Genomic DNA, 25,313 nt, shown 5'->3' with positions numbered 1-25,313 from the left:
GAGAACGACACGACGACTCTGTCGGCAGTGACACGGACGAAACGAAGGAATTCGAACCTTTCCGAACCGTCACGTATTTTTCACCCCCGTCCTAAGCGCGGGTAATGGAACTTCTCGAGCGCCGTCGGGCGCTGATCGAAGAGCGCCTCACCGACGTCGTTGACGGACTCGAGCCCGAGACGCTCAACGAGGAAGTTCGCCACGTGACGCTCTCCGGCGGAAAGCGTGTTCGACCGATGATCACTCTGCTTGCCTGCGAGACGGTCGGCGGCACCGCGGAGGAGGCCGTCGAGTTCGGCGTCGGCATCGAACTCGTCCACAACGCCTCGCTGGTGATCGACGACATCATCGACCGCTCCGAACTCCGTCGAGGAACCGCTAGCGCGTGGGCCGAGTTCGGCCACGGGCCGGCGATCATCACGAGCGACGGACTCCTCGGTGAAGCGTTCGCGCTCTTCTCGACCGATCCGCGCGCGACGCAAGTCGTCGCGGAGGCGATGGTGGAACTGGGCATCGGCGAGGCGACGGAACTGTCGGCCAAACCCGGAAACGAGGAAGAGTACATGACTCTCGCACGCCGGAAAACGGGCGCGCTCTTCCGGGCCGCCGCCGAACTGGGTGCGATCGCCGCCGACTCCGACCCGTTCACCGTCGAGGCCCTCGGCGAATACGCCGAGCGTGTCGGCGTCGCCTTCCAGATCCGGGACGACGTGCTCGACGCCGTCGCCGACCCCGACGAACTGGGGAAGCCGACGGGCCACGACGCCGCCCTCGAGCGCCCCTCCGTCGTCCAGGTGACCGACCTCACGCCCGAAGAAGCGAACGCGCGCGCCCGGACGGAAGCGGATCGAGCGATCGACGCCCTGGAGCGTGTCGACGTCGTCGACCCGGAGGCGAAGGAGTACCTCCTCGAACTGGCCGAGTTCGTCGTGGAGCGAGAGCGGTAGGACACGCGGCCCACGACCCACGAATCCCAGCAGTGGCTACGAGCGCGCGCCTTCCGCGGCCGGCCGGCTCTCGGCGTCGGAATCCGCATCGTGGTCACGGTCCGAATCGCGCTCCCGCTGCTCCCGACCCTGGCCCTGGCCCCGACCTCGACCCCGACTCCGACTCCGACTCCGACTCCGACTCCGTCCGCCACTGCGGTCTCGAGCGTCAGGATCCGAACCCGGACCCCGGTCCGTCTCCGAAAAGCGCGATTCCGCCACCGCGAACGCGAGGGTGCTCGCGATGCCCAGCAGCGTCCCCGCCGTCAGGGCCGTCGCCAGGTAGCCGACGTCGACCCGGCCGAGGAAGTAGGCGCTGACCGCGTGCAACACGATGGCGATCGAGACGACGTAGAACGGCGCGTTGAGGTATCGCCACTCGAGGTCGCCGGCGATGTACTCGTCGGTGATCTGGCCGAGGCTCGTGGTGACGCCCGCCGCGGCGAGCCACTGGATCGAGCCGTAGACCAGCGCCGCAAGCATGACCGGGACGCCGACTTCCCCCGGCGTCGACTCCTGAATCGCCTCGAGTTCGTTCATTCCGCTGACCCCGCCGAGGACGAACAGGGTCGTGGCCACGACGTAGGCGAGAAGCGTCGTCCGACCCGCATAGAGGGACCTCCGGGCGCGCTCGGCCGCCGAATCGAGGCGGTCGCCCAGCCCCAGCCCCCGGGAGATGAGGTACAGCCCCAGGAGCGCCGAGGTCGTTCCGAGGACGAACCCCGGCATCTCGAGGGCGCTGCCGACCAGCGCGAGCGGGTAGATCAACAGGAGGATTCCGAGCGGAATGAGCACCGTACCGCGGGTCTCGGGGTCGTCCAGCACCTGTTTGAAGGTGTAGTACATGGACTCGAGGTTCTGGGCCTGGCGGACGACGACCCGGCGGACGCCGTCGATCGGCACCCGCGAGCGGATGATGGGGATGACCGACTCGTCCTGTGCGCCGTCGGTGATGACCAGCGCGGTGACGTCCTCCGCGGTCGAGAGGCTCGCGAGGACGGTGTCGACCTCCTCGCCGACTTCGCGGTTGGCGGCGACGTCGCTGTCGTCGTTGCCAGTGACGACCGCGACCTCGACGCTCTCGTCGCGCTCGGCGAGGTCGTCGTAGACGTGCAGCCCCTGGAAGATCACGTTGACGTCGGAGTCCTCCGGGTCCGCGGTCGCGAGGGCGATCGCCGCCTCTTCGACGGGTTCCCGGCCGATGACCGGCGTCGAGAAACCGGTCTTGCGACCGAGGTCGTCGTCGAGGTCGACACAGAGGACCAGCAGCATCGATTCGTCGTTGGACGGCGTGGTATTTCCCTTTTCTGGGACCGACGGAATTATCGAGCGGTCGTCGCGGTCGGCGGTTCCGGACGCCCGGACGCCCCGATCCGAAGAGGGCCGACGGCAAGCTGAAGGCACCCCGCATTCGTCGGCCCCGTTTCGCACGGCTTTTGAGGCTCGGACGGGTAGGAACGGTCGAATGATTTCGAAGGGGTGTGAGCAGTGCGCCAAGGGCGGCAAGATGGTCCTTTTCGTCTACGGTTACTGTGATCAGCGCGACTGCTTTTACTGCCCGCTCGGCGAGAACCGCAAGAACGTCACCGACGTCTACGCCAACGAGCGCCGCGTCGAAAGCGACGAGGACGTCCTCGAGGAGGCCCACCGGATGGACGCCCTCGGGACGTCGATCACGGGCGGGGAACCCCAGGAGGCGCTCGAACGAACCTGTCACTACCTCGAGCTCGTCAAAGACGAGTTCGGCGAGGACCACCACACCCACCTCTACACCGGCATCACCGGCGGCCGCGAGAACATGCGCCGCCTCTCGGAGGCGGGCCTCGACGAGATTCGGTTCCACCCGCCGTACGAACAGTGGGGCGACCTCCACGGCACGGAGTGGGAAGACATCCTCTACATCGCACGCGAGGAAGGGCTGACCCCGGCGTTCGAAATCCCCGGCATCCGCGCCGAGGAGGAGTTCCTTGAGTTCTTGGACGAGGGCGCCGCCGACTTCTGTAACGTCAACGAGTTCGAGATGTCCCAGGGAAACTACCGGCGGATGCAAAAGCAGGGGTACGAACTCAAGGAGGATCACATGAGCGCGGTCGACGGCTCCCGGGACGAGATCCTCGAGGTGATGGGCGACCACGAGAAGGTCTATTTCTGTACCTCCGTCTTCAAGGACGCCGCCCAGCACCGCCGTCGGCTCAAACGGATGGCCCGTAACGTCCGCCGGGAGTTCGACGACGTCACCGACGACGGCACCATCGTCTACGGGAAGACCTACGCCGACCCGGAACGCTTCGAGGAACTCGGCGTCCCCGAGGAGTTCTACACCGTCAAATCGAACCACGTCGAAGTCGCCTGGTGGCTGCTCGAGGAGATGATCGAGGAGGGCGACGTCGACGACGGCGAGATCGTCGAGCAGTACCCGAATTACGAGGGGCAGGTCGTCGAACGGACCCCCCTGGCGTAGCTACCGGACCGCGGGCGCAGTGCTCGCCTAACGCTTTGGAGCGTGGTTTTCGAGGCTCGAGTCGGTGATACCTCGTGACGTGCGGTCCCCGACCTTTCCTCCGTCGTCGCACGGGGACGATCGGTTCTACGGTATCGGTTGTGCACAGGATAACGACCGTTTCGCGCGCTGCAAATCACGGAAACGTCGATCGCAGGGCCGGACTGACCCGTCCGTCGGCGAACCGGTCGCCGGCGCTTATCGGGATTGTAATAATGGGCACCCCGTCGGAAACGGGAGCCACGATGCGATTTCGAAACGTCGCCGTCGTCGCGGTTGCGTTGCTCGTGGTCCTCTCTGGGTGTAGCGCCTTCGGGGGGACCGGGGCGGAACCGTCGAACGACACCGAGACGGGCGCGAACGGGATGGAAGACGTGGAAGACGCGGAAGACGAAGCGGAAGACCGAGAGGACGGAGAAGACGAAGGGACCGAGCAGATCGACGAGGGAGTCGAGCCGAACGGGACCGATAACGAAACGGACGGTGACGGTGGCGGGGGCGGGGACGGTGGAGACACCACCGCGGACGCGGAGTGGACCCCGCCGGAGGAACCGAACCGACCGCTCGAGGACAAGCGCGAGGACCGAATCGAGCGCGTCGAGTTCGTCGACAAGGAGCCCGCGGAGGACGGCGAGGGCTACTCGAACTTCAACCTCGAGGTCGTCGCCAACACCAGCATGGAAAGCGTCGACCCGCCGGAACACGGTGACGTCGTCGGGGAGCCGTACTTCTTCGTCAAGATCAACGAGGACGAACAGAAGATCGTCGAACGAACGGGACACGTCTCCATGGCGGAAAACGGCACGTACCACATCGAGGTTCGCCCGGCCGGAATCGAGGAGTTCGGAGAAGGGGCGCTGACCGTCGAGGTCTTCCTGATGGACGAGGACAAGGACTGGGACGACATCTACGACGCCGTCGGCAAAGACGTTCAGTTCAACCCGGGCACGGGCGCCGAGAACTCGAGTCCGACCGACGGCGAATCGGATTCGAACGATACGTAACCGGTACCTGCGGATCGGCTCCGTCGGTCGGGAAGATCAGTCGATCTCCGTTGGATCCACGTCCGGCAGCGTGATCAGGTTCTCGCGGCCGATCCGGAGTTTCTCGATCTCGCCGTCCTCGTCCATCTGCGAGAGCAGTTGCGAAACTTTCGCGTTCGACCAGCCGGTTTCCTTGACGATGTTGGCCTGTTTCATCCGGCCGCCGTTTTGCTTGAGCAGCCGATGAACGCGCTCCTCGTCCGCCAGCAGTTCGGGATCGATGTCGTCGTCGATATCTTCCTCGTACTGGAACTGTGTGTCCGGCTCTCGAGTGGCGTCGTCGACCGACGCCGCCTTCGGTGTGCCGTCGGCGGTATCGGAACGACGCCCGTCCGCTACTGCTCCGCCGTCCGATTCGCTCCCGACGACCGGGAGTCGCTCGAGCGGCGAGCCGTCCCCGTCGGCCCCCAGATAGCGGTAGAGGGCGTACCCGCCCACAGCGCCGACGATGGCGACCAGGAGCCCACCGGCGACCGACCAGTCGAACCACGCCCCCGTAGACGTAGACGGTCCGCGGACGAAGACGATCTCGAGTTCGCCGTCCTCGAACTGGTGTGGGCCGTCCCAGGTGAGGTTGGTCGGCGTCTCGAGGGCGTATCCCGGGGGCGACTCGACGACGAGCCGTTGGTCGTCGGTCAGGCTCGGGAACCAGGTCCCCTGCGGGGACTGGAATGCGTCTCCGAAGTAGACGCGCTCGTCGTCGACCGTAGCGAAGTTCTCCCAGGTCAGCGAGTAAGAGATGATACCGACTTTGACGGTCTCGTTTTCCGAATTCCTGTCGCCTAAGAGGGCGTCGTCACCGCCGTCTTCGAACGGTTCGTACGGCTCCGTTCGCGGTTCGTCCCAGCCTGCGTCGACGATATCCATGTCGCGGTCGGTCTCCGCCTCGGCCGCCTCGAGCGCGGTCTCGAACGACTGGATGTCGTAGCCGACGCCCCGCTGACCGGAGACGACGGCCTGGGCGTGTTCCTGGAACGTCTCTTCGTCTTCCTCACCGACCAGCAGGAACCGGCTCTCGATCGACCAGTTGACGTCGCCGTCGTCACGAACGGATAGCCGAATTATCTGTCCGGGATCTGCGGGCTCGAGCGGTTCGCGGTCGGAGGCGACGGTATTAGCTTGGATGCGTGGAGAAGACGTCGCATCCGCTGTCCCTGTCCCGGACAGCGTGGACGGAGACCGTTCGGTCACCGTCGGCGATAGCGCCGAATCCGGGGCTTGGGCCGGAACCGGGTCCGGGTCCAGTTCGGATCCGACGTCGGGGTTCGGTTCGGAAACGAACCCCGAATCCGACGGTACGGCGGCCACCGCCCCCACGGCGGGCGTAACGAGGAGGGCTATGAGGGCGAGCGTAACGGCGGTGGATAACCGCATACCTACCAACGGGTGGTTTCCCGGGGGAAAAAACCCTTTCCATAGAAGACAAGACGCCATTTACTATCGGCAGACGGCCGATCGAGTGGCGAATACGTTCATTACGACGGGTGCGACCGTCTTTTATATCAGGAGCCCGTACGGTGGGCCGATGAAGGGCGCGATCCCCGCTGTCCTCGCCGCGGTTCTCCTGTCCTCTCTGTTCGCGATGCCCCTCGTCGCGGCCGGTCCCAGCGGCGGGGCCCACGGAGAAGTCGGGACGACCGACCAGATGAGCGCCGTCCAGCAAGCACCCTCGGATCCGGTCTCGGTCGAAAACACCACGAACCGTCTCACGCTCCCGAACGCCGGCGAAACGGAGCGTGTCGAGCACGGATCGGATCTCGGCCTGGGCCTCGCGAGTACCGACGATGCCCTGCGGATCGATCACGAACTCTACGTTCTGTCGGATGGGGCGTTCGCCGAGGCCAATACGACCGAACGCAGAGAGATGGCCGAGCGAGCACACGAGCGAATCCAGGATCGGATCGACGAACTCGAGGAGCGCGAACACGAGGCAGTTCGATCGCACGCGAACGGCGAACGATCGACCGTCGAATTGACACAGACCCTGCTGCGCAGCTACAACGAAGCGAACGAACTCGAGGCCGCGCTCGATGAGTTAGAGAATCGTGCGAGACGAATATCCGGTTACTCGCTTTCACGGAACGAGCTTCGGGCGGATCGCGCGGTGCTCGAGGCGTATCAGACCCAACCCCGCACGAACCTGGCCATTGCGACGCAGAATACCCAACCAGGGACGGAATACGAGTTTGCGCTTCGGACCACCGAGAACGGCTACAGCATCGCGACGATCGAAGACCAGACGTACCTCGTCGAAACGATTCGGTTCGACAATCGAGATACCACTCAACCCGATCAGTTCCGGGAGTTCGAGTCGTTCTACCACAGTAACGAACTGTATCCGTGGGCATCGGAAGCGACCGGTGACAGTCCAACCTTCCACGACCACAGCTCTGAGCGACACTTCTACTGGCTCGAGTACGTTCACGACCAGGGCAACCTCGAGGTCTACCTCGACGCCGGGACCGGGAACGTCTACCGCGAAATTCAGGAGCTGTCGGTCGACGAACTCCCGATCACCGCCGAAGACCAGTGGAGTGAAGCCGGACTCGAGCTCACGTTGAACGAGACACCGGCCGACGGTCCGGCGGAGATCACGGTCCGCGAATCCTCGAGCGGCGATCCACAACGGGCGACGATCTCCATTGACGGCGTCGAAATCGGCGAAACCGATGCTGAGGACGGTACGCTCTGGTACGTCCCGCCGACCGACGACTACGAACTCGGAGTAGAGACGTCGACTCGAGCAATCAGTCCGACGGTCGAAAACGACGGGGTCGAGGGCGAAGAGGGATGAGTGACTCCAGCCCCACCGTGGCCTGTTGAACGGCCGTTCGCGGGGATTCTCGGGCGGAGGCGACCGGAACCCATAATCCACCCGTCATTACTTCGGTTTATATAGTAACAGGGGAGCAGAACGCTCCGTGGCACAGTCATCGCGTCCCCGGAGGGCTGATCTCGACCAGCATCCCGGTCGCCAACCACGGAACGTGTGCGAACGCGGCGAATGGGGAGATCGAGGTATCAGTCCGCTCCTCGGGACAGTCCTCCTGGTCGGAATCACGATCTGTCTCGTCGCGGTGATCGCCGTCGGTTTCGTCACGGGGCCAGTCGAGGCCCCGACGATGGCCGCGTTCGAACTCACGACCGACGGCGGAGGATCCGAAATCACCATCGAGCACGTGACCGGCGACGCTATCGACGTCCGGGAACTCTCCCTGACGGTGGCCGTCGACGGCGAGGAACTGTCCGAACAGCCGCCGGTGCCGTTCGTCGGCGCTGTGGGGTTCGACGGCGCGCCGACGGGACCGTTCAACGCGGAGGCGAGTCCGCAGTGGCGGGCCGGCGAGCGCGCGGGCTTTCGGGTGGCCGAGACGAACGATCCGACGATCGAAGCCGGCGACACGGTGAACGTCGGGCTGGTCGTCGACGGGCGACTCCTCGCGGAACTCGAGGCGACGGCCTGAGACGGATCCCTGTCCCGATGGACCGGCGCAACCGTCGCCCGGGTCACGGGTGGGCCGGAACTGACCGACGGTAAACCGTACGAGAGTCGTTACTCCGGCGCGCGACCGACCGTCGTGATCGCAACGTCGGGATCGTAGGACGGTCCCATGAAGGCGTGTTTCACGTCCTCGAAGCCGGCCCGTTTGAACATCGCGTCAGCCTCGTACTCGTCGTAAAACAGCATTATCGAGTCCGCGAGCCGCTGAGCGAGGAAACTGTCGGGGTAGTTGGGGCCGACGACCAGTACCTGTCCGCCGGGTTTCAGCACGCGGCGGAACTCCCGGAGCGCGAGGATCGGGTTCGGCCAGTACTCGATCGAGCCCGACGACCAGACGACGTCGAACGTATCGGTCGCGAACGGCAGGCGTTCGGCGTCGCCGCGGTGGAAGTGGACCGGCGGCGCGCGTTTGCCGAACTTCTCGTAGGCCTGCTCGAGCTGGTGGCGGCTCTGGTCGAGCCCGTACACCTCGTCGACGTGTTCGAGCAGCCCTTCGGTCGCGAAGCCGGTGCCACAGCCGACGTCGAGGACGGTCATGTCGTCCTCGAACTCGAGCAACTCGAGGGCGTCGGCGCGCATCTCCTCGTTCCAGATGAACGGGTTGACCTGATCGTACACCTTCGAGAGGTACTTGTAGAACAGCCGGGCCCTGGCCTTGTTCTCGAGGATTCCCATTACTCAGGGATTGCGATCCGATCGGGATATGTCTACTGTTCCAGTCGGCGGGACTGTGGCTCTGTGGTCGACGCGGCGACCGGTCGTCGTTCCGACTCCCGGGTCCCGGGAGTCGAACACCTTCGACCGGGATCGGAGTAATCGACCCATACCGGCGTCGGGACATCGCGGTCGGCGAGGTGGTTTCGCAACTACCATATACGCGCTCTTTCAAACGTTCGCTTGCTTAGAGTATGCCGAGGCCACAGGTTCTCGAACGAATTAAGTCGGCGGAGCAAGAGGCCGACGAGATCGTCGCAGAGGCGGAGCAAGAGCGCGACGAGCGAATAGCCGAGGCCCGGGAACGAGCCGAGGAAATTCGCACGGACGCGCAACGAGAGGCACAGGAACTCAAAGAGCGCCAACTCGAGGAGGCGCGCGACGAAATCGACGAGGAGTGCGAACGGATCCTCGAGGAAGGCGAGCAGGAACGGGAAGAACTCGCCGGACAGGCCGAAGATCGGATCGACGAGGTAACCGACTACGTCGTCTCCCTGTTCCAGGAGGACGTCCATGCTCAGACCTGAGAAGATGAGCAAGGTCTCGGTGACCGGCTCCAAGGGCGTCATGCCCACGGTCATCGAGACGGTCCACGACCTGAACCTGGTCCACCTCTCGGACTACGACGGCTCGTGGGAGGGGTTCGACAACGGGAGCCCGATCGAGGGGGCCGACGACGCCTCCGAGAAACTGGTGACCGTCCGGGCCCTCGAGAGCACGCTCGATCTGGACGAAGACACCAAGACCGCGGGTCAGCAGGCCGCCGAGGTCGTCGCCCCCGTTCCGGACCTGGACGAGGACACGTCGGCGACGCCGCTGGGACAGGTCGACGACGACTGGGAGGCCCACCTCGAGGAGGTCCGCACGCGGGTCAACGAACTCGACGACCAGCGCAGCGACGTCGAGGCGGAACTCCGGGACGTCACGGACCGGATCGATCGCATCGCTCCGTTCGCCGAACTCGGAATCGACCTCGACCTGCTGTCGGGATACGACTCGGTCGACGTCGTCGTCGGCGAAGGGTCGGTCGACGAGATCGACGACGCGCTCGAGGCGTCCGACGACGTGCGGGCGTTCGAGACGTTTACCGGCGGCGACGTCGTGGCCATCGTGGCCGCCCCGACCGACGACGCCGACCCCGATTTCGTGGGCGATGCTATCGTCGGCGTCGACTTCACTCGCCACGAGGTGCCCGACACGGACCAGAGCCCCGACGCGTACGTCTCCGACCTCGAGTCGCGCAAGCGCGAACTCGAATCCGAGATCGAGAGCATCGACGCAGAACTCGACGAGATCGCGGCGGCACACGGCGAGTTCCTCCAGACGCTCGAGGGACGGCTCTCGATCGAGGTCCAGCGGGCGGAGGCGCCGCTCCAGTTCGCGACGAGCGAACGGGCCTTTATCGCCGAAGGGTGGCTGCCCCGCTCGGAGTACGACCGACTCGTCAGCGCCCTGCGGGAGACCGTCGGGGACAGCGTCGAGATCGAGGAACTCGAACAGGCCGACTACGACGAGTACGAGCACGGTGCTGAAGCCCACACCGGAAGCGGTGACGGTGAGGGCGGCGAGGAGACCGAAGCCGAGACGGGTCCGACCGCCGAACCCGACGAGGACGAAGAGCCGGTCGAGCGCAAAGCCGCGACCGACGGCGGCGTCCGGGCTGACGGCCACGGTAGCGGGGCCGTTACCATGGACGACGAGCCGCCGGTGATTCTGGACAACATCACGCCGGCCAAGCCGTTCGAGTTGCTGGTCAAGATGGTCGCCCAGCCCAAGTACAGCGAACTCGACCCGACGGTGCTGGTCTTCCTCACGTACCCGTTCGCGTTCGGGTACATGATCGGTGACATCGGCTACGGCCTGCTGTACATGCTGATGGGCTATGGCGCCTGGAAGGCCTTCGACTCCGACGCCGGCAAGGCGGTCGGGACGATCGGTCTCTGGGCCGGCGGATTCACGGTGCTGTTCGGCTGGCTGTACGACGAGATGTTCGGCGTCCACATCGAGTACTGGATGCCCGAAGGGATCCACAGCGTCCTGTCGACGTACCTGTTCATGGATACGCTCGACAAGGGCCTGCAGTCGACCGAGTGGGCGATGCTGTGGATCGTCTTCAGCCTGGTCTTCGGCCTGATCCACCTCAACATCGGATTGATCCTGGGCTTCATCAACGAACTCAGCCACGGCCTCAAGGCCGCAGTCTACGAACGGCTTTCGTGGATCCTCACGATGAACGGGCTGTTCGTCTGGATCTTCAGTGGCCACGCGGTCTCTCAGAAGCCGGATTTCGTCGCAAACTACGCCGTCGTGCCGGAGGCCGTCGGTCTCGCGGCGATCGTGGCCTTCTTCGTCGGCGCCGTGATGGTCGGCATCGGCGAGGGGATCTCGGGCGTCTTCGAGATTCCGGCGTGGGCGTTCGGCCACGTCCTCTCGTACCTGCGGCTGGTCGCCGTCCTACTCGCGAAAGCCGGGATGGCGTTCGCGGTGAACCTGCTCGTGTTCGGCGGCTACACTGACCACGGGTACACCGTGTTCAACCTCCCGACGTACGACGTGACCGGCTACGAACAGGACTTCGTCGGTCTGATCTGGATGGACCCGATGTGGATCGGCATCCCGCTTGCCATCCTCGTGTTCGTGTTCGGGCACGTTCTGGTCCTCCTGCTGGGGATTACCGCGGCAGGGATCCAGATGCTCCGCCTCGAGTACGTGGAGTTCTTCCAGAAGTTCTACGAAGGCGGCGGCGAGGAGTACGATCCGTTCGGTCACGAGGAGACCGACACCCAACCTGCCGACTGACGACGAGGCCCGTCGACTGACCCTCGGCCTGCCGCTCGCAACTCGCGGCGGTCTCGTCTCTTCTATCGATCGCCGACACGGTAGCGACGGCGCAACACTGACCACACCCATCGCCGTCGGTTCCGATTTCACGCTTTCGGGAACCGTCCGCTCCAGGGGGCGACAGCCGACCGTTCGACGACGGTCGACATATAAGGACATTATATTGACTAGCCCGTCGGAGATCCGCGGCGCTGGCTGCTATCGTTTATCCATATCGGATTTTTTCGAGAGTTTTATGGGGAGGGCAGGGCCAGATACGGCTGTTCGGAGCAATCGAACTCACAACACGTCTAACCATGATCGAAGCCCTAGCGGATACGACCGGCCTTGTACTGCAGGAAACCGTCGAAGAATCCCCCTTCCTCACCGACATCGGTGCCGCGGCACTCGCCGTCGGTCTCTCGGCGCTCGCCGCAGGTTACGCCGAGCGTGGTATCGGGGCTGCCGCCGTCGGCGCGATCGCCGAAGACGACGACATGTTCGTCCCCGGGATTGTCATGACGGTTCTCCCGGAGACGCTCGTCATTTTCGCGATCGTCGCCATCTTCCTGGTCCAATAACCACCCCCCTTTCTCCCACCAATGAGTTTGGACACAGTCGTAGAAGACATTCGAGAAGAGGCCCACGCGCGTGCGGAGGAAATCCGTAACGAGGGCGAGGCTCGCGCCGAGGAGATCGAATCGGCCGCGCAAGCGGACGCCGAGGAGATCGTCGAGAGCGCCGAGCGAGACGTCGAGCGCGAGATCGAGCAACTGCGCGAACAGCGTCTCTCCAGCGCCAAACTGGAGGCGAAACAGAAGCGCCTGGAGGCTCGTCGCGACGTCCTCGAGGACGTCCACGAGCAGGTCGAAGACGAGCTCGCCACCCTCGAAGGGGACAGCCGCGAGGAACTGACTCGCGCCCTCCTCGAGGCCGCAAGCGTCGAGTTCGACGACGGCGACGACGTCAGCGTTTACGGTCGCGAGGGCGACCGCGAGCTGATCGAGTCGATCCTCGAGGACGCCGAGTACGACGACTACGAGTACGCCGGCGAGTACGATTGTCTCGGCGGCGTCGTCGTCGAGAGCGAGGGCTCCCGCGTTCGAGTCAACAACACCTTCGACTCCGTGCTCGAGGACGTGTGGGAAGACAACCTCCGGGAGATCAGTAACCGACTCTTCGAGCAATGAACGCGAGTGGCTCGAATCCGGAATCCGGGACTCTCGGTGCGTCGAATCCGGAGTACGTCGTCGGTCGCGTCCGTTCGCGCCGAGCGTCGCTGTTTGCGGACGAGGACTATCGGAAGCTGATCCGGATGGGGCCGAGCGGGATCGCGCGGTTCATGGAGGAATCGGAGTACGAACGCGAGATCAACGAACTCGGAACGCGCTTTTCGGGCGTCGACCTGATCGAGCACGCCCTCAACCGGAACCTCGCGAAGCACTTCCAGGATCTGCTCGACTGGTCCGAGGGTCGGCTGTACGACCTCATCGCCCGATATCTCCGGAAGTTCGACGTCTGGAACCTCAAGACGATCATTCGCGGGATCTACACCGATACCGATCCCGAGGAGTACCAGACGGACCTCATCCGCGCCGGCGAACTCGACGATCGCACCCTCGATCGGCTCATGGAGGCCGACGAAATCGAGGACGCGATCGAGATGCTCTCCCGAACCACCTACTACGAGCCGCTCATGGCGGCCTACGAGGAGTTCGAGGAGACCGGCGCGCTCGTGCCGCTCGAGAACGCCCTCGACCGGGCGTTCTACGAACGCCTGCTCGAGGACGTCAGCCGTCCGCCGGGCCAGGAACAGCCCCAGGAGGGCCCGGAAGCGCGCTACATCGAGTTCCTCCAGGCCGAGATCGACTTCCGCAACGCCCGCAACGCACTGCGGCTCGCACGAAGCGGGGCCGACCTCGATCCAGCCAGCTACTACATCGAGGGCGGCGTCCTGTTCGAGGAGTCGGAGCTGAACCGCCTCGTCGCGGATTACGACGAACTGATCGATCACATCGCCGAGAACAAGCGATACGGGGATCGACTCTCGGGAGCACTGGATCGGCTGCGCGATGCTGACAGCCTTATCCAGTTCGAGCACGCAGTGGATGCTGCGTTGCTCCAGTACTCCGATACGCTCTCGAGCATCTACCCGGTCTCGGTCTCGGCCGTGCTGTCGTACATCCTCGCGAAAGAGCGCGAGGTCGAGAACATCCGCGCGATCGCGCGCGGCCGAGAGGTCGGACTCGACGAGAGCGAGATCGAAGAGGAGCTGGTGATCCTATGAGCCAGGAAATCGCGGTCGTCGGCAGTCCGGAGTTCACGACCGGCTTCCGTCTCGCCGGCGTTCGCCGGTTCGAGAACGTCCCGGACGAGGAGAAAGACGCCGAGCTAGACGATGCGGTGACCGACGTACTCGAGGACGAGGGCGTCGGGATCGTCGTCATGCACGACGACGACCTCGACTACCTCTCGCGGGGCGTTCGACAGAACGTCGAGACGAGCGTCGAGCCGGTCGTCGTGACCATCGGGAGCGGCACCGGTGGCGGCGGGCTGCGCGACCAGATCAAGCGAGCGATCGGTATCGACCTGATGGAAGAGGACGAAGACAGCTAAACTATGAGCCAGGCAGAAGACATCGAATCCGTCGACGAAGACGGTGTAATCGAAAGCGTGAGCGGTCCGGTCGTGACCGCCACGGACCTCGACGCCCGGATGAACGACGTCGTCTACGTCGGCGACGAAGGACTGATGGGCGAGGTCATCGAGATCGAAGGGAACCTGACCACCATTCAGGTGTACGAGGAGACGTCCGGCGTCGGCCCGGGCGAACCCGTCGAGAACACGGGCGAGCCACTCTCGGTCGACCTCGGACCCGGCATGCTCGACTCCATTTACGACGGCGTCCAGCGTCCGCTGGACGTCCTCGAGGACAAGATGGGGACGGCGTTCCTCGACCGCGGGGTCGACGCGCCCGGTATCGACCTCGAGAAGCAGTGGGAGTTCGAGCCCGAAGTCGAGGAAGGCGACGAGGTCGAACCCGGCGACGTCGTCGGGATCGTTCCCGAGACCGTCACCATCGACCACAAGGTCATGGTGCCGCCGGACTACGAGGGCGGCGAAGTGACCGCCGTCGAGAGCGGCGAGTTCACGGTCGAGGAGACCGTCGTCGAACTCTCCTCCGGCGAGGATATCCAGATGCGCCAGGAGTGGCCGGTCCGTGAGGCCCGACCCGCGGGCAACAAGGAGACGCCGACCGAGCCGCTGGTGACCGGCCAGCGCGTCCAGGACGGCCTCTTCCCGCTCGCGAAGGGCGGGACGGCGGCGATTCCCGGTCCCTTCGGCTCCGGGAAGACCGTCACCCAGCAGCAACTCGCCAAGTGGTCCGACGCGGACATCGTCGTCTACATCGGCTGTGGCGAGCGCGGCAACGAGATGACCGAGGTCATCGAGGACTTCCCGGAACTGCCCGACCCCCAGACCGGGAACCCACTGATGGCCCGAACCTGTCTCATCGCGAATACGTCGAACATGCCCGTCGCAGCCCGTGAGTCCTGTATCTACACGGGAATTACGATCGCCGAATACTACCGCGACATGGGCTACGACGTCGCGCTGATGGCCGACTCCACCTCCCGGTGGGCCGAGGCCATGCGCGAGATCTCGAGCCGACTCGAGGAGATGCCCGGCGAAGAGGGGTACCCCGCGTACCTCGCCGCCGCGCTCTCCGAGTTCTACGAGCGAGCCGGCAAGTTCCAGCTGATCAACGGCGACGAGGGGTCGATTTCGGTCGTCGGCGCCGTCTCGCCGCCGGGCGGTGACTTCTCCGAGCCGGTCACCCAGAACACGCTGCGTATCGTCAAGACGTTCTGGGCGCTGGACGCCGACCTCGCGGAACGTCGACACTTCCCGTCGATCAACTGGAACGAGTCCTACTCGCTGTACAAGGACCAGCTCGACCCCTGGTGGACCGACGAGATCGCCGACGACTGGGCGGAGGTCCGGCAGTGGGCGGTCGACACGCTCGACGAGGAGGACGAACTCCAGGAGATCGTCCAGCTCGTCGGCAAGGACGCGCTGCCGGAGGACCAGCAGCTCACGCTGGAGGTCGCTCGCTACCTGCGTGAGGCCTGGCTCCAGCAGAACGCCCTGCACGACGTCGACACCTACTGTGAACCCGAGAAGACCTACCGCATGCTGACGGCCATCAAGACGTTCAACGACGAGGCCTTCGACGCGCTCGAGGCGGGGGTCCCGGTCGACGAGATCCAGGACGTCGACGCTGCACCGCGGCTCAACCGGATGGGCACCTCCGAGGACTGGGAGGAGTTCATCGAGGAGATCGAAAACGATCTCGAAGAACAACTGCGAGCACTGTACTAACGATGAAAGAGTACCAGACTATCACGGAAATCAGCGGTCCGCTGGTGTTCGCCGAGGTCGACGAGCCCGTCGGGTACGACGAGATCGTCGAGATCGAGACGCCACAGGGCGAGACCCTGCGCGGACAGGTACTGGAATCGAGCGAGGGGATCGTCTCGATCCAGGTGTTCGAAGGGACGGGCGGTATCGACCGCAACGCCTCCGTTCGCTTCCTGGGCGAGACGATGAAGATGCCCGTCACCGAGGATCTGCTCGGACGGGTGCTGGACGGTTCCGGGAACCCGATCGACGACGGCCCGGAGATCGTCCCCGACAAGCGACAGGACATCGTCGGCGAGGCGATCAACCCCTACTCGCGTGAGTACCCCGAAGAATTCATCCAGACCGGCGTCTCGGCCATCGACGGCATGAACACGCTGGTTCGTGGCCAGAAGCTGCCGATCTTCTCCGGCTCCGGGCTGCCCCACAACGAACTCGCGCTGCAGATCGCCCGCCAGGCGACGGTGCCGGAAGAAGAGGAAGGCGAAGGCGACGGCTCCGAGTTCGCAGTCATCTTCGGCGCGATGGGGATCACCCAGGAAGAGGCAAACGAGTTCATGGACGACTTCGAGCGTACCGGCGCCTTGGAGCGCTCGGTCGTCTTCATGAACCTCGCGGACGACCCTGCAGTCGAACGGCAGGTCACCCCGCGACTCGCCTTGACCACGGCCGAGTACCTGGCCTTCGAGAAGGACTATCACGTGCTGGTCATCCTCACGGACATGACCAACTACTGTGAGGCGCTGCGCGAGATCGGTGCCGCACGCGAGGAGGTCCCGGGCCGCCGTGGCTACCCCGGGTACATGTACACCGACCTGGCCCAACTCTACGAGCGGGCCGGTCGAATCGAAGGCAAGGACGGATCGGTCACCCAGATCCCGATCCTGACGATGCCCGGCGACGACGACACCCACCCGATCCCGGACCTCACGGGATACATCACCGAGGGTCAGATCATGATGGATCGGGACTTGAACAGCCAGGGCATCGAACCGCCGATCAACGTCCTGCCCAGCCTGTCGCGGCTGATGGACGACGGTATCGGCGAGGGTCTGACCCGCGAGGACCACGGCGACGTCTCCGACCAGATGTACGCCGCCTACGCGGAGGGTGAGGACCTGCGCGACCTCGTGAACATCGTCGGTCGAGAGGCCCTGTCGGAGCGGGACAACAAGTTCCTCGACTTCGCGGACCGCTTCGAAGCGGAGTTCGTCCAGCAGGGGTACGACACCAACCGGGACATCGACGAGACGCTCGAGCTCGGCTGGGATCTGCTGTCGACGCTCCCGAAGGAGGAACTCAACCGTATCGACGAGGACCTCATCGAGGAGCACTACCGCGAGGACGCCCTCGAGGCGGACGCCGACGAGGGCGAAGAAGCGGTTCAGGCCGACTGATCGGGACGGCGTTCGACATCGATCGACATCGATCCGGAAATAACGGCGCTTCGTCCTTTTTCGATCGGTTGCGATCCCCGAGTGTCACGCCTGGTCCCCTCCAGTCGTGACGCTTATATCTAACGCACCGTTGAAACTCTCTGCACCGTGATGGACCCTCTACTGGTCGCGGGACTAGTGGTTGCGTGTTTCGTCGCGTTCAACATCGGCGCGACGACGACCGGGCCGGCGTTCGGCCCTGCCGTCGGCTCCGGCGCGATCACTCGGGTGACAGCGGCCGCCCTGATGTCCGTGTTCTTCTTCGGCGGAGCGTGGACGATCGGCCGTCGCGTCGTAAACACGCTCGGCGAGGACCTGGTCGGGGACCCGTCGGTGTTCACGCTCGAAGCGAGCATCGTCATCCTGTTTTTCATCGGTGGCGCGCTCCTGGTGGGTAACCTGACGGGTGCGCCGGCGTCGACGTCGATGACCGCGGTGGGTTCGATCGCCGGCTTCGGTCTCGCCCTCGGTCAACTCGACCTCGCGGTCGTTGGCGAAATCCTCGCGTGGTGGGTGCTCTCGCCGGTGCTCGGCTTCTGGCTTTCGATGATGATCGGCCGATACCTCTACCCGCGGGTCGATCGAGTGATCGCGATCGATCGAACCGAGGGACCGCTCCTGATCGTCGATCGGTCGGGACCGGTTCCCCGGCCCGCGCTCGAGGAGCACACGACTCGCAGAGAAGTCGTCGGCGTCGGCGTCATCGTCACGATCGGCTGCCTGATGGCGTTCAGTTCGGGGACGAGCAACATCGCCAACGCCGTCGCGCCGCTGGTCGGCAGCGGCGACGTCGCGATGAACCCTGCGATCGGACTGGGTTCGGTGGCGGTCGCGGTCGGGGCGTTCACCCTCGGGCGGCGGACGATGGAGACGCTCGGCAACGACATTACGGACCTCCCCCTGACCGCGGCTATCCTCGTCGCAGTCGTCGCTTCCACGATCACCGTGTTGCTTTCGGTGATCGGTATCCCAGCGAGTTTCGTCGTCATTGCGACGATGTCCATCGTCGGTCTCGGGTGGGGGCGGGCGACCAGGACCGTGACCATCGCCGATGCGGTTCGCGGGAGCGCGCTGCAACTCTCGATCGGTGCCCTGACAGCGGACGAACGCAGTCCGACCGTTGGCGATCCCGAGCGGAGAACTGCCGGGAGTGCAGACGGGCCGACCCAACCGATCGGTGAAGAATCCGCCGAGGAGGTACCTCCCTCTGCCGACCTGTTCGATCCGTCGACGACCGCTCGAATAATTCTCATGCAGAACGTGGTGCCAATTATCGCGACCGGCGGCTCCTTTCTCACCTTCCAGCTAACAGTCGTCTGACCCGAAGCGTCGGATTCTTGGGGCCCACACTCCTAGCAATTACTGATGATCGGGCGCCTGCGCGGGCGACAGACGCACTTCTACATCGACGTCGTCTACGGGGGCGTCTTCGCGCTCGGCTTCGTCTACCTGCTGGTATACGGGATGGACGCCCGCGTCGCAACGTTTCAGGGCGGGCTCATCCTGGGGTACTTCCTTCGGGTCTGGGAGAACATGTCGGTGTACGAGCAGATACTCGAGGAGGAGGTCGCTGCCGAGGCCGAGGAGCAAGTCGAGGCGGAACTCGGCGAACAGGTCCCCGACGAAGTCGAAGCGGAGGTCGACGAACAGATCCCCGACGAGGTCGCCGCGGAACTCGACGAGCAGTTAGCGGACGAGGTCGCCGCGGAGCTAGACGAGCGGCTGGCAGAGGAGGTCGAGTCCGAACTCGAGGACCGACTGGCCGAGGAGGTCGCGACCGAGATCGCCGCCCAACTCGGATACATCGACGAGGATCTCGCCGACGACGTTCGCGAGCGTCTCGAGCACGCCAGATCCTGACCGACCGTCGTACGGAGTGATCGGAACCGGATCGGAGCATCCGCCGCGACAACTGCGCGTTCGGAATCGGTCCACCCACGGAAACGGGTCGATCGTTGCGCTGTGGACGGACAAACCCCATCGTTCGTCATCGTGCGGAGTGCGAAGCCGTCTTGCGGGCAAACTGTAAACAGTTATCCGACTGGGAACGCAATCCCCCGACAAGATGGCCAAGGACGTAAAGCCCACCCGCAAGAACCTGATGGAGATCGAAGACCGGATCGAACTCTCCGAACGCGGGCACGGGACCCTCGAGAAGAAACGGGACGGGCTGATCATGGAGTTCATGGACATCCTGGACAAGGCCCAGGACGTCCGTGGCGACCTCGCCGACGACTACGACGAGGCCCAGAAGAAGATCAACATGGCTCGAGCGATGGAGGGCGACGTCGCGGTCCGGGGCGCGGCCGCCGCGTTGCAGGAACACCCCGAGATCACCACCGAGTCCAAGAACATCATGGGCGTCGTCGTCCCGCAGATCGAGTCCTCGCGCGTCTCCAAGAGCTTAGACGAGCGCGGGTACGGGATCATGGGGACCTCGGCGCGCATCGACGAGGCCGCCGAAGCCTACGAGGACCTGCTCGAGAGCATCATCCTCGCCGCGGAGGTCGAGACGGCGATGAAGAAGATGCTCCGCGAGATCGAGACCACCAAGCGCCGCGTCAACGCCCTCGAGTTCAAGCTCCTGCCCGAACTCAAGGACAGCCAGGAGTACATCGAGCAGAAACTCGAGGAACAGGAACGCGAGGAGACGTTCCGCCTGAAGAAGATCAAGGAGAAGAAGGAGGCCGAAGAGGCCGAAGAAGCGGCACGCGAGGCAGCCGAGGAAGCGGAAGCGACGGACGAGGAAGACGAGGACCTCGATGAGGTCCAGCCGGATACGGCCGCACAGTCGCCGACGGGTAACTGATCCGACGGCCGGTCCCGTTCCGTCAGTTTCGCACACGGCGTCTCCCCCGACTCGGAACCGATCCGTTCACTACCGATCTTCATGTCCTGTTCCGCGTGTGACTCCCCGACGATCGAATTCGTCGTCCCCGAGGAGTACCGCGAGTACGCGCCCGAGACCGCTACCGTGGTGTCGGTTTGTACGCGCTGTCTTCGCCTCGAGTCGGCCGAAAGGAGCGACTCGGGGACGGACTCCGATTTCGACCCCGACCTCGACTCCGATCCCGACCCCGACCCAGACTTCTCACGCATCGGCGACGGCTTCCCCACGGACCCGAGGCGGGCGATCCCCCTCGCGCTCGCGGTCGACCGGTGTTCCTCGCTCGCGACGAACCGCGAAGCGATCGAGACGCTCCTGCGGGCAGTCGAACGGGCCGGCGCCGACCCGCTGCTCGCGATCGATCGACTCGTCGACGATCCCGGCGTCGACCCGGCGATCGACCTCGAGCGGCGACGGCATCAACTCGAGCAGCTACTGTACTGATCGTCGAGAAGCGATGCTCCGAGCGAAGGGCGCTTGGAAACGAGTAGAAGGAACCGAAATCGAGACGCGGGGGACGGTTACTTCGCCGTCGGCGTCACGTTGCTGCCGATCGCTTGCTTGACCTGCAGCGCCGCGCTCGCGGCCAGTCCGCGCGCGACCTCGTCGCGTTCGTCGGCCGTGATGAGTTCCTCCGACGCGTCCTCGAGGTCCGGGGTGAAACCGGCGCTGACGGCGTGGCCGACCGGCGGTCGGACGGCGACGGTCACCTGTGGACCGGTCGCGCTGGTCGACACGTTGGCGTCGACGACGTACTCGTTGGGGAGGTACTCCCGCGTGCGCGCAGCGATCCGGGAGACGTCCCGGTGGAGCGTACGCTTCTGGGTTCGCGAGAGATCGGGAACGTCCGCCGCTGCGCGCTGACCAGCGGCCGTTTCACCCGGCAGCCCTGCGTACGGCGTATTTCCGTTCATGAGAAACGTATGCCCTACCAAAGGGCCGGTGGGTCAAAAGGGTTCGCCTTCGCTCAACGTCGTTGTGCCGTTGCAAGGCCCGAACGCGCTATACGATCGGGTCGCTGTCGCCGTAGACCGCGAGGACGAGCGCGGTGGCGTACTCCCCCGGTTCGGCGCGACTGTTCTCGACAGCGACGTTCGTCTCCCCGAACGGCCACTCGCGGAGATCCTGTCCGGCTGCCAGCCCCTCGCGGACGCGACGCTCGACGTCGTCGGGGTCGGTCTCGCCGGCGGCCTCGTAGAACAGTCCGGGGCCGGAGCCGGGGTCCCCGTCGTCACCCGTTGACTGTGACCAGGCGAGCGCGGCGCTGACGCTTCCCGGGCCTGCCGTGGTCGCTCGTCCCTCTACGACGGTCAATCGCTGCCCCGCGGGCCCGAGGTCGGGCGCGGTACCGACGGCTTCGACGTCGGCGACGGCCGGAATGACCGACGAGACCGCGACGAGGTTGTAGTTCTCGACGCCGGCATCCGCGAGGGCCGCGTCGTACGACGCCATCTCGGTCGGCGCGGTCGCCGACCCCCAGACGACTCTGATCGTGCTCATAGGCCTCCTTGCGGACAGCCGACGTAAGGGGTTGCGATTCGAGTTCTGCTCGGAACGTGAGACGTTCCCAGACAGTGGAACAAGGGAAGGCGAAAGAGGAAACGGGAAACGGGAAACGGGAAACGGGAAACGGGAAACGGGAAACGGGAAACGGAACCGCCGACCGAACCCGAACGGTCGCGATCGAACCCGGACTCGAGTTCGATCCGGGGCTTACTGGTAGAAGTACCCCGCCGAGGAGACGACGTCGCTCGAGTCCTCGTCTTCGAGTTTCTCTAAGGCCTCGAGGAAGTCCTCGTGGCGGACCTCGTCGCGTTCGTTCCGGATCGCGAACATACCGGCCTCGGTGGCGAGGCTCTCGATGTCGGCGCCGGAGTACTCTTCGGTCTCGTCGGCCAGTTCCGCGAAGTCGACGTCGTCGCTGACGTTCATGTCGCGGGTGTGGATCTCGAGGATCTGCTCGCGGCCGTCGCGGTCGGGTTCGGGCACCTCGATGAGGCGATCGAACCGGCCGGGACGGAGGATGGCGCGATCGAGCATGTCGAATCGATTCGTGGCGGCGATGATCCGGATCTCGCCGCGGGGCTCGAAGCCGTCCATCTCCGAGAGCAGTTGCATCATCGTCCGCTGGACCTCGGCGTCGCCGGAGGTTTTCGACTCGGAGCGGGTGGTGGCGATGGCGTCGATCTCGTCGATGAAGATGATGGCGGGTTCGCGCTCGCGGGCCATCTCGAAGAGGTCGCGGACGAGCCGGGACCCCTCGCCGATGAACTTGCGGACGAGTTCGGAGCCGGCCATCTTGATGAAGGTGGCGTCGGTCTTGTTCGCGACGGCCTTCGCGAGCATCGTCTTCCCGGTGCCCGGCGGGCCGTACAGCAGGACGCCGCTCGGGGGATCGATACCGACCTCCTCGAAGCGTTCGGGCTCGGCCAGGGGCTGTTCGACGGCTTCGCGGACCTCGCGGACCTGCTCGTCGATACCGCCGATGTCCTCGTAGCCGACCTCGGGGCGTTCGGTGATCTCCATCGACTGTGCGCGGGCGTCGGTCTCAGCATCGAGGACCGTTTGGATCGCGAAGGAGTCGTTGACGGCGACGCGGTCGCCGGGTTCGACGCGGTCCGCGACCCGCGGGGAGACCTCGGTGAGCACTTCCTGGTTGTTCCCGTGCTGTTTGACGACGACCTCGTCGTCGTCCATCACGTCCTCCACGGTCGCGATGTACAGCGAGGAACTCTTGAGCGTCTCGTTCTCCCGTTCGACGCGATCGACCTTCTCCCGCAGCCGCTTTCGGCGGTCCTCGGCCTCCTCGAGTTGCTCCGAGAGCTGGTCGTTCACGTCGACGAGATCCTCGAAATGGCCCCGGAGCGCCTCGAGTCGCTCGTCGTCGGGGAGATCCGGATCGATATCGCGATGAGGTCGGTCGGGGATAGACGGGCTTCGAGACATCCTGACGTTCGCCGATACGTCCCCGACGATAAATGTGCCTTTGGGTCGCGGTCGGTTTTCCGTCGATCGATCATCGACGAAATCCGGTTCCGCGCCGGCAGTCGGCTTCGTTCCCGCCGAAACGGCGGAAAGGTGTAGTCAGGATGAGACGAGCGTCGTTGCTCGCGGGGCCGCGAGCCGCGATCAGTCCAGCAGCGACTCCATCTCGTCGAGCCGGTCGCCGTAGGTCTCGAGCGCGCGGTCGATCGGCTCCGAGGAACTCATGTCGACGCCGGCGGTCCGCAGCAACTCGAGGGGGTACTCCCGGGAGCCCTGGCGGAGGAACTCGAGGTAGTCCTCGGCCGCGGTCTCGCCCTCCTCGAAGATACGGTCGGTGATCGCCAGCGCGGCGGAGATTCCCGTCGCGTACTGGTAGACGTAGAACGCCCGGTAGAAGTGCGGAATGCGCATCCACTCGCGGGCGATGCGGTCGTCGATCGCGGCGGGTTCGTAGTAATCGGCCTTGAGCCCCTGGTAGAGGTCGTCCAGCCGGTCCGCGGTCAGCGGTTCGCCCTCCTCCTCGAGCCGGTGGGCCTCGTGCTCGAACTCGGCGAACAGCGTCTGCCGATAGAGCGTCGAGCGCACCCGCTCGAGGAACTCGTTGAGGACGTGTTGCTTGAACTCGGGGTCGTCGACCGTCTCGAGGAGGTGGTTCGTGAGCAAGGCCTCGTTGACCGTGCTGGCCACCTCGGCCACGAAGATTTCGTAGCTCGAGTAGACGTAGGGCTGTTCCTCGGTGGTGAGTTCGGAGTGCATCGAGTGGCCGAGTTCGTGGGCCAGCGTGTACATCGAGGCGACGTCGTCCTGGTAGTTCATCAGGATGAAGGGCTGGGTGTCGTAGGTGCCGCCGGAGTAGGCACCGGACTGTTTGCCCTCGTTCTCGTAGACGTCGACCCACCGGGACTCCAGTCCCTCGGCGACGCGGGACTGGTACTCCTCGCCGAGCGGTTCGAGCGCCTCGACGACGTACTCGGCGGCCTGGTCGTACTCGAGGTCGGGACCCTCGTCGCCGGTCAGGGGCATGTAGAGATCCCACATCCGGAGTTCGTCGACCTCGAGGGCCTCGCGTTTGAGTTCGGCGTGGCGATGGAGTTTATCGAGGTTGTCGTGGACGGTGTCGACGAGCGTGTCGTAGACGTCGACGGGGACGTTGGGGCCGTCGAGGGCGGCTTCGCGTGCGGTGTCGTAGTTGCGGGCCTGTGCGAGTTTCACGTCGGCCTTGACGCTGTTCTTGTAGGCCGTCGCGACGGTGTTTCGCATCGACTCCCACTCGTCGAAGTACTCCTCGTAGACCTGCCGACGGAACTCCCGGTCGGACCGCTTGAGCAGGTTCGTGAAGTTGCTCTGGGTGATCTCGACGGCCTCGCCGTCGGGGTCCTCGACGGTCGGGAACTCCATGTCCGCGTTCGAGAGCATGTTGTAGACGTCCCCGGCCGCGCCCGTGACCTCGCCCAGGTCCGCGAGCAGTTCCTCGACCTCCGCCGAGCGGGTGTGGGGTTTCATCCGGAGCACGTCGTCGACGTAGTGGTCGTAGGTCTCGAGGTCCGGTTCTTCGTCGACCATCTCGTCGAACTCCTCGCGGGTCAGTTCCTGGAGTTCGGGTTCGATGAACGAGGCCGCGGACTGGGCGTCGGCCGACAGCGACTGGGCGCGTGCGGTCAGCGCCTGGTAGTGCTGGTCGGTCGTGTCCTCGTCGCGGCGCATCCGGGCGTAGGCCGACACCATCTCGACCTCGCGCATGATCTCCTCGTAGCGTTCGAAGACCTCGAGGAGCGTCCCGGCGTCCTCCGTGACCTGCCCCTCGTAGGACTGGAGGTCCTCTATCCGTTCCGAGACGGTCTCGTAGGCCGCCTCCCAGTCGTCGTCGGTCGCGTAGATGCTCTCGAGATCCCAGGTGTACTGCTCGTCGATCTCCGAGCGTTCGGGGACTGAACTCATACCACGGGTTTCGAAACGAATGTGGTAAAACGTATCGGACTCCCGTCCCGCGTCGGCCGACGGCTTTTGTCGATCGGTCG

General features: G+C 64.8%; 24 protein-coding genes. 17 read left to right on the top strand and 7 right to left on the bottom strand.

Features of this window, described 5'->3' with window-relative positions; genetic code table 11:
* Nucleotides 1–104 precede the first annotated feature (104 nt).
* Nucleotides 105–947 carry a polyprenyl synthetase family protein gene (locus BM113_RS04370; protein ID WP_007140336.1) on the top strand — a complete coding sequence of 281 codons (843 nt, stop codon included), beginning with the start codon at nt 105–107 and terminating at the stop codon, nt 945–947.
* A gap of 36 nt (nt 948–983) precedes the next feature.
* Here BM113_RS04370 and BM113_RS04365 read toward each other — a convergent pair whose 3' ends face one another.
* Nucleotides 984–2,258 carry a DUF373 family protein gene (locus tag BM113_RS04365; protein ID WP_089785700.1) on the bottom strand — a complete coding sequence of 425 codons (1,275 nt, stop codon included), beginning with the start codon at nt 2,256–2,258 and terminating at the stop codon, nt 984–986.
* Nucleotides 2,259–2,451: 193 nt separating this feature from the next.
* Here BM113_RS04365 and BM113_RS04360 point away from each other — a divergent pair, with 193 nt between their 5' ends.
* Together BM113_RS04360 and BM113_RS04355 are read left to right on the top strand one after the other, a co-directional pair.
* The gene (locus BM113_RS04360; protein ID WP_007140338.1) at nt 2,452–3,447 is read left to right on the top strand and encodes a radical SAM protein; all 996 of its coding nucleotides are present in this window, start codon (nt 2,452–2,454) and stop codon (nt 3,445–3,447) included.
* Between the two features lie 284 nt (nt 3,448–3,731).
* On the top strand, nt 3,732–4,490 hold the full coding sequence (locus BM113_RS04355; protein WP_089786434.1) for a hypothetical protein: 759 nt from the start codon (nt 3,732–3,734) through the stop codon (nt 4,488–4,490).
* Between the two features lie 36 nt (nt 4,491–4,526).
* On the opposite strand, the gene BM113_RS04350 is transcribed toward BM113_RS04355, so the two are convergent.
* Entirely contained in the window at nt 4,527–5,837 is a 1,311-nt protein-coding gene (locus tag BM113_RS04350) for a helix-turn-helix transcriptional regulator (protein ID WP_089785698.1), read from the bottom strand.
* A 217-nt stretch (nt 5,838–6,054) separates the two neighbouring features.
* Between BM113_RS04350 and BM113_RS04345 the strand changes: the two genes are divergently transcribed.
* Together BM113_RS04345 and BM113_RS04340 are read left to right on the top strand one after the other, a co-directional pair.
* Complete coding sequence (locus tag BM113_RS04345) at nt 6,055–7,323, top strand: DUF7096 domain-containing protein (RefSeq protein WP_089785696.1); 1,269 nt, start codon at nt 6,055–6,057, stop codon at nt 7,321–7,323.
* Between the two features lie 193 nt (nt 7,324–7,516).
* Entirely contained in the window at nt 7,517–7,993 is a 477-nt protein-coding gene (locus tag BM113_RS04340) for a type IV pilin N-terminal domain-containing protein (RefSeq protein ID WP_177209096.1), read from the top strand.
* Between the two features lie 89 nt (nt 7,994–8,082).
* Here BM113_RS04340 and BM113_RS04335 read toward each other — a convergent pair whose 3' ends face one another.
* On the bottom strand, nt 8,083–8,706 hold the full coding sequence (locus tag BM113_RS04335) for a methyltransferase domain-containing protein (protein ID WP_007139774.1): 624 nt from the start codon (nt 8,704–8,706) through the stop codon (nt 8,083–8,085).
* Nucleotides 8,707–8,939: 233 nt separating this feature from the next.
* On the opposite strand from BM113_RS04335, the gene ahaH reads away from it, so the two are divergent.
* The 12 genes from ahaH (at nt 8,940) to BM113_RS04275 (ending at nt 20,754) form a co-directional block, all read left to right on the top strand.
* Nucleotides 8,940–9,272, top strand: a complete 333-nt coding sequence (ahaH, locus tag BM113_RS04330; RefSeq protein WP_089785693.1) for an ATP synthase archaeal subunit H — start codon at nt 8,940–8,942, stop codon at nt 9,270–9,272.
* On the top strand, nt 9,259–11,544 hold the full coding sequence (locus tag BM113_RS04325; RefSeq protein ID WP_245757973.1) for a V-type ATP synthase subunit I: 2,286 nt from the start codon (nt 9,259–9,261) through the stop codon (nt 11,542–11,544). The genes ahaH and BM113_RS04325 overlap by 14 nt, the downstream gene beginning before the upstream one ends.
* Before the next feature lie 338 nt (nt 11,545–11,882).
* Complete coding sequence (locus BM113_RS04320; protein ID WP_007139777.1) at nt 11,883–12,146, top strand: hypothetical protein; 264 nt, start codon at nt 11,883–11,885, stop codon at nt 12,144–12,146.
* Between the two features lie 21 nt (nt 12,147–12,167).
* On the top strand, nt 12,168–12,755 hold the full coding sequence (locus BM113_RS04315) for a V-type ATP synthase subunit E (RefSeq protein WP_089785689.1): 588 nt from the start codon (nt 12,168–12,170) through the stop codon (nt 12,753–12,755).
* Nucleotides 12,752–13,852, top strand: a complete 1,101-nt coding sequence (locus tag BM113_RS04310; RefSeq protein WP_089785687.1) for a V-type ATP synthase subunit C — start codon at nt 12,752–12,754, stop codon at nt 13,850–13,852. The genes BM113_RS04315 and BM113_RS04310 overlap by 4 nt, the downstream gene beginning before the upstream one ends.
* Entirely contained in the window at nt 13,849–14,181 is a 333-nt protein-coding gene (locus BM113_RS04305) for a V-type ATP synthase subunit F (RefSeq protein ID WP_089785685.1), read from the top strand. Before BM113_RS04310 ends, BM113_RS04305 begins: the two co-directional genes overlap by 4 nt.
* Before the next feature lie 3 nt (nt 14,182–14,184).
* Entirely contained in the window at nt 14,185–15,948 is a 1,764-nt protein-coding gene (locus tag BM113_RS04300; protein WP_089785683.1) for an ATP synthase subunit A, read from the top strand.
* A gap of 2 nt (nt 15,949–15,950) precedes the next feature.
* Entirely contained in the window at nt 15,951–17,384 is a 1,434-nt protein-coding gene (locus BM113_RS04295; RefSeq protein ID WP_089785682.1) for an ATP synthase subunit B, read from the top strand.
* 147 nt (nt 17,385–17,531) lie between these two features.
* A complete protein-coding gene (locus tag BM113_RS04290) occupies nt 17,532–18,743 on the top strand; it encodes an inorganic phosphate transporter (RefSeq protein WP_089785680.1) in 1,212 nt (403 codons plus the stop codon).
* Between the two features lie 45 nt (nt 18,744–18,788).
* Nucleotides 18,789–19,283 (top strand): hypothetical protein, encoded by a 495-nt coding sequence (locus BM113_RS04285; RefSeq protein ID WP_089785678.1) that lies wholly within the window; start codon nt 18,789–18,791, stop codon nt 19,281–19,283.
* Between the two features lie 205 nt (nt 19,284–19,488).
* The gene (locus BM113_RS04280) at nt 19,489–20,232 is read left to right on the top strand and encodes a V-type ATP synthase subunit D (protein WP_089785676.1); all 744 of its coding nucleotides are present in this window, start codon (nt 19,489–19,491) and stop codon (nt 20,230–20,232) included.
* An 81-nt stretch (nt 20,233–20,313) separates the two neighbouring features.
* Nucleotides 20,314–20,754, top strand: coding sequence for a DUF6276 family protein (locus BM113_RS04275; protein ID WP_089785674.1), 441 nt, complete (start codon nt 20,314–20,316; stop codon nt 20,752–20,754).
* A gap of 77 nt (nt 20,755–20,831) precedes the next feature.
* Here BM113_RS04275 and BM113_RS04270 read toward each other — a convergent pair whose 3' ends face one another.
* The 4 genes from BM113_RS04270 to pepF all read right to left on the bottom strand — a co-directional run bounded on the left by BM113_RS04270 (nt 20,832) and on the right by pepF (nt 25,233).
* Nucleotides 20,832–21,224: a DUF5811 family protein gene (locus tag BM113_RS04270; RefSeq protein ID WP_089785672.1), complete on the bottom strand. Its 393-nt coding sequence runs from the start codon at nt 21,222–21,224 to the stop codon at nt 20,832–20,834.
* Nucleotides 21,225–21,312: 88 nt separating this feature from the next.
* Nucleotides 21,313–21,810, bottom strand: coding sequence for a pyruvoyl-dependent arginine decarboxylase (locus BM113_RS04265; protein ID WP_089785670.1), 498 nt, complete (start codon nt 21,808–21,810; stop codon nt 21,313–21,315).
* A 213-nt stretch (nt 21,811–22,023) separates the two neighbouring features.
* Nucleotides 22,024–23,256: a proteasome-activating nucleotidase Pan2 gene (gene pan2 / locus BM113_RS04260; protein ID WP_089785668.1), complete on the bottom strand. Its 1,233-nt coding sequence runs from the start codon at nt 23,254–23,256 to the stop codon at nt 22,024–22,026.
* Between the two features lie 183 nt (nt 23,257–23,439).
* Complete coding sequence (gene pepF, locus BM113_RS04255; RefSeq protein ID WP_089785666.1) at nt 23,440–25,233, bottom strand: oligoendopeptidase F; 1,794 nt, start codon at nt 25,231–25,233, stop codon at nt 23,440–23,442.
* Between the last annotated feature and the right edge of the window lie 80 nt (nt 25,234–25,313).

Source organism: Natronobacterium haloterrestre, from assembly GCF_900112205.1.
Classification (GTDB): domain Archaea; phylum Halobacteriota; class Halobacteria; order Halobacteriales; family Natrialbaceae; genus Natronobacterium; species Natronobacterium haloterrestre.
Note: the sequence above shows the minus strand (reverse complement) of the source record. Positions and strands in the feature narration are given on the sequence as shown.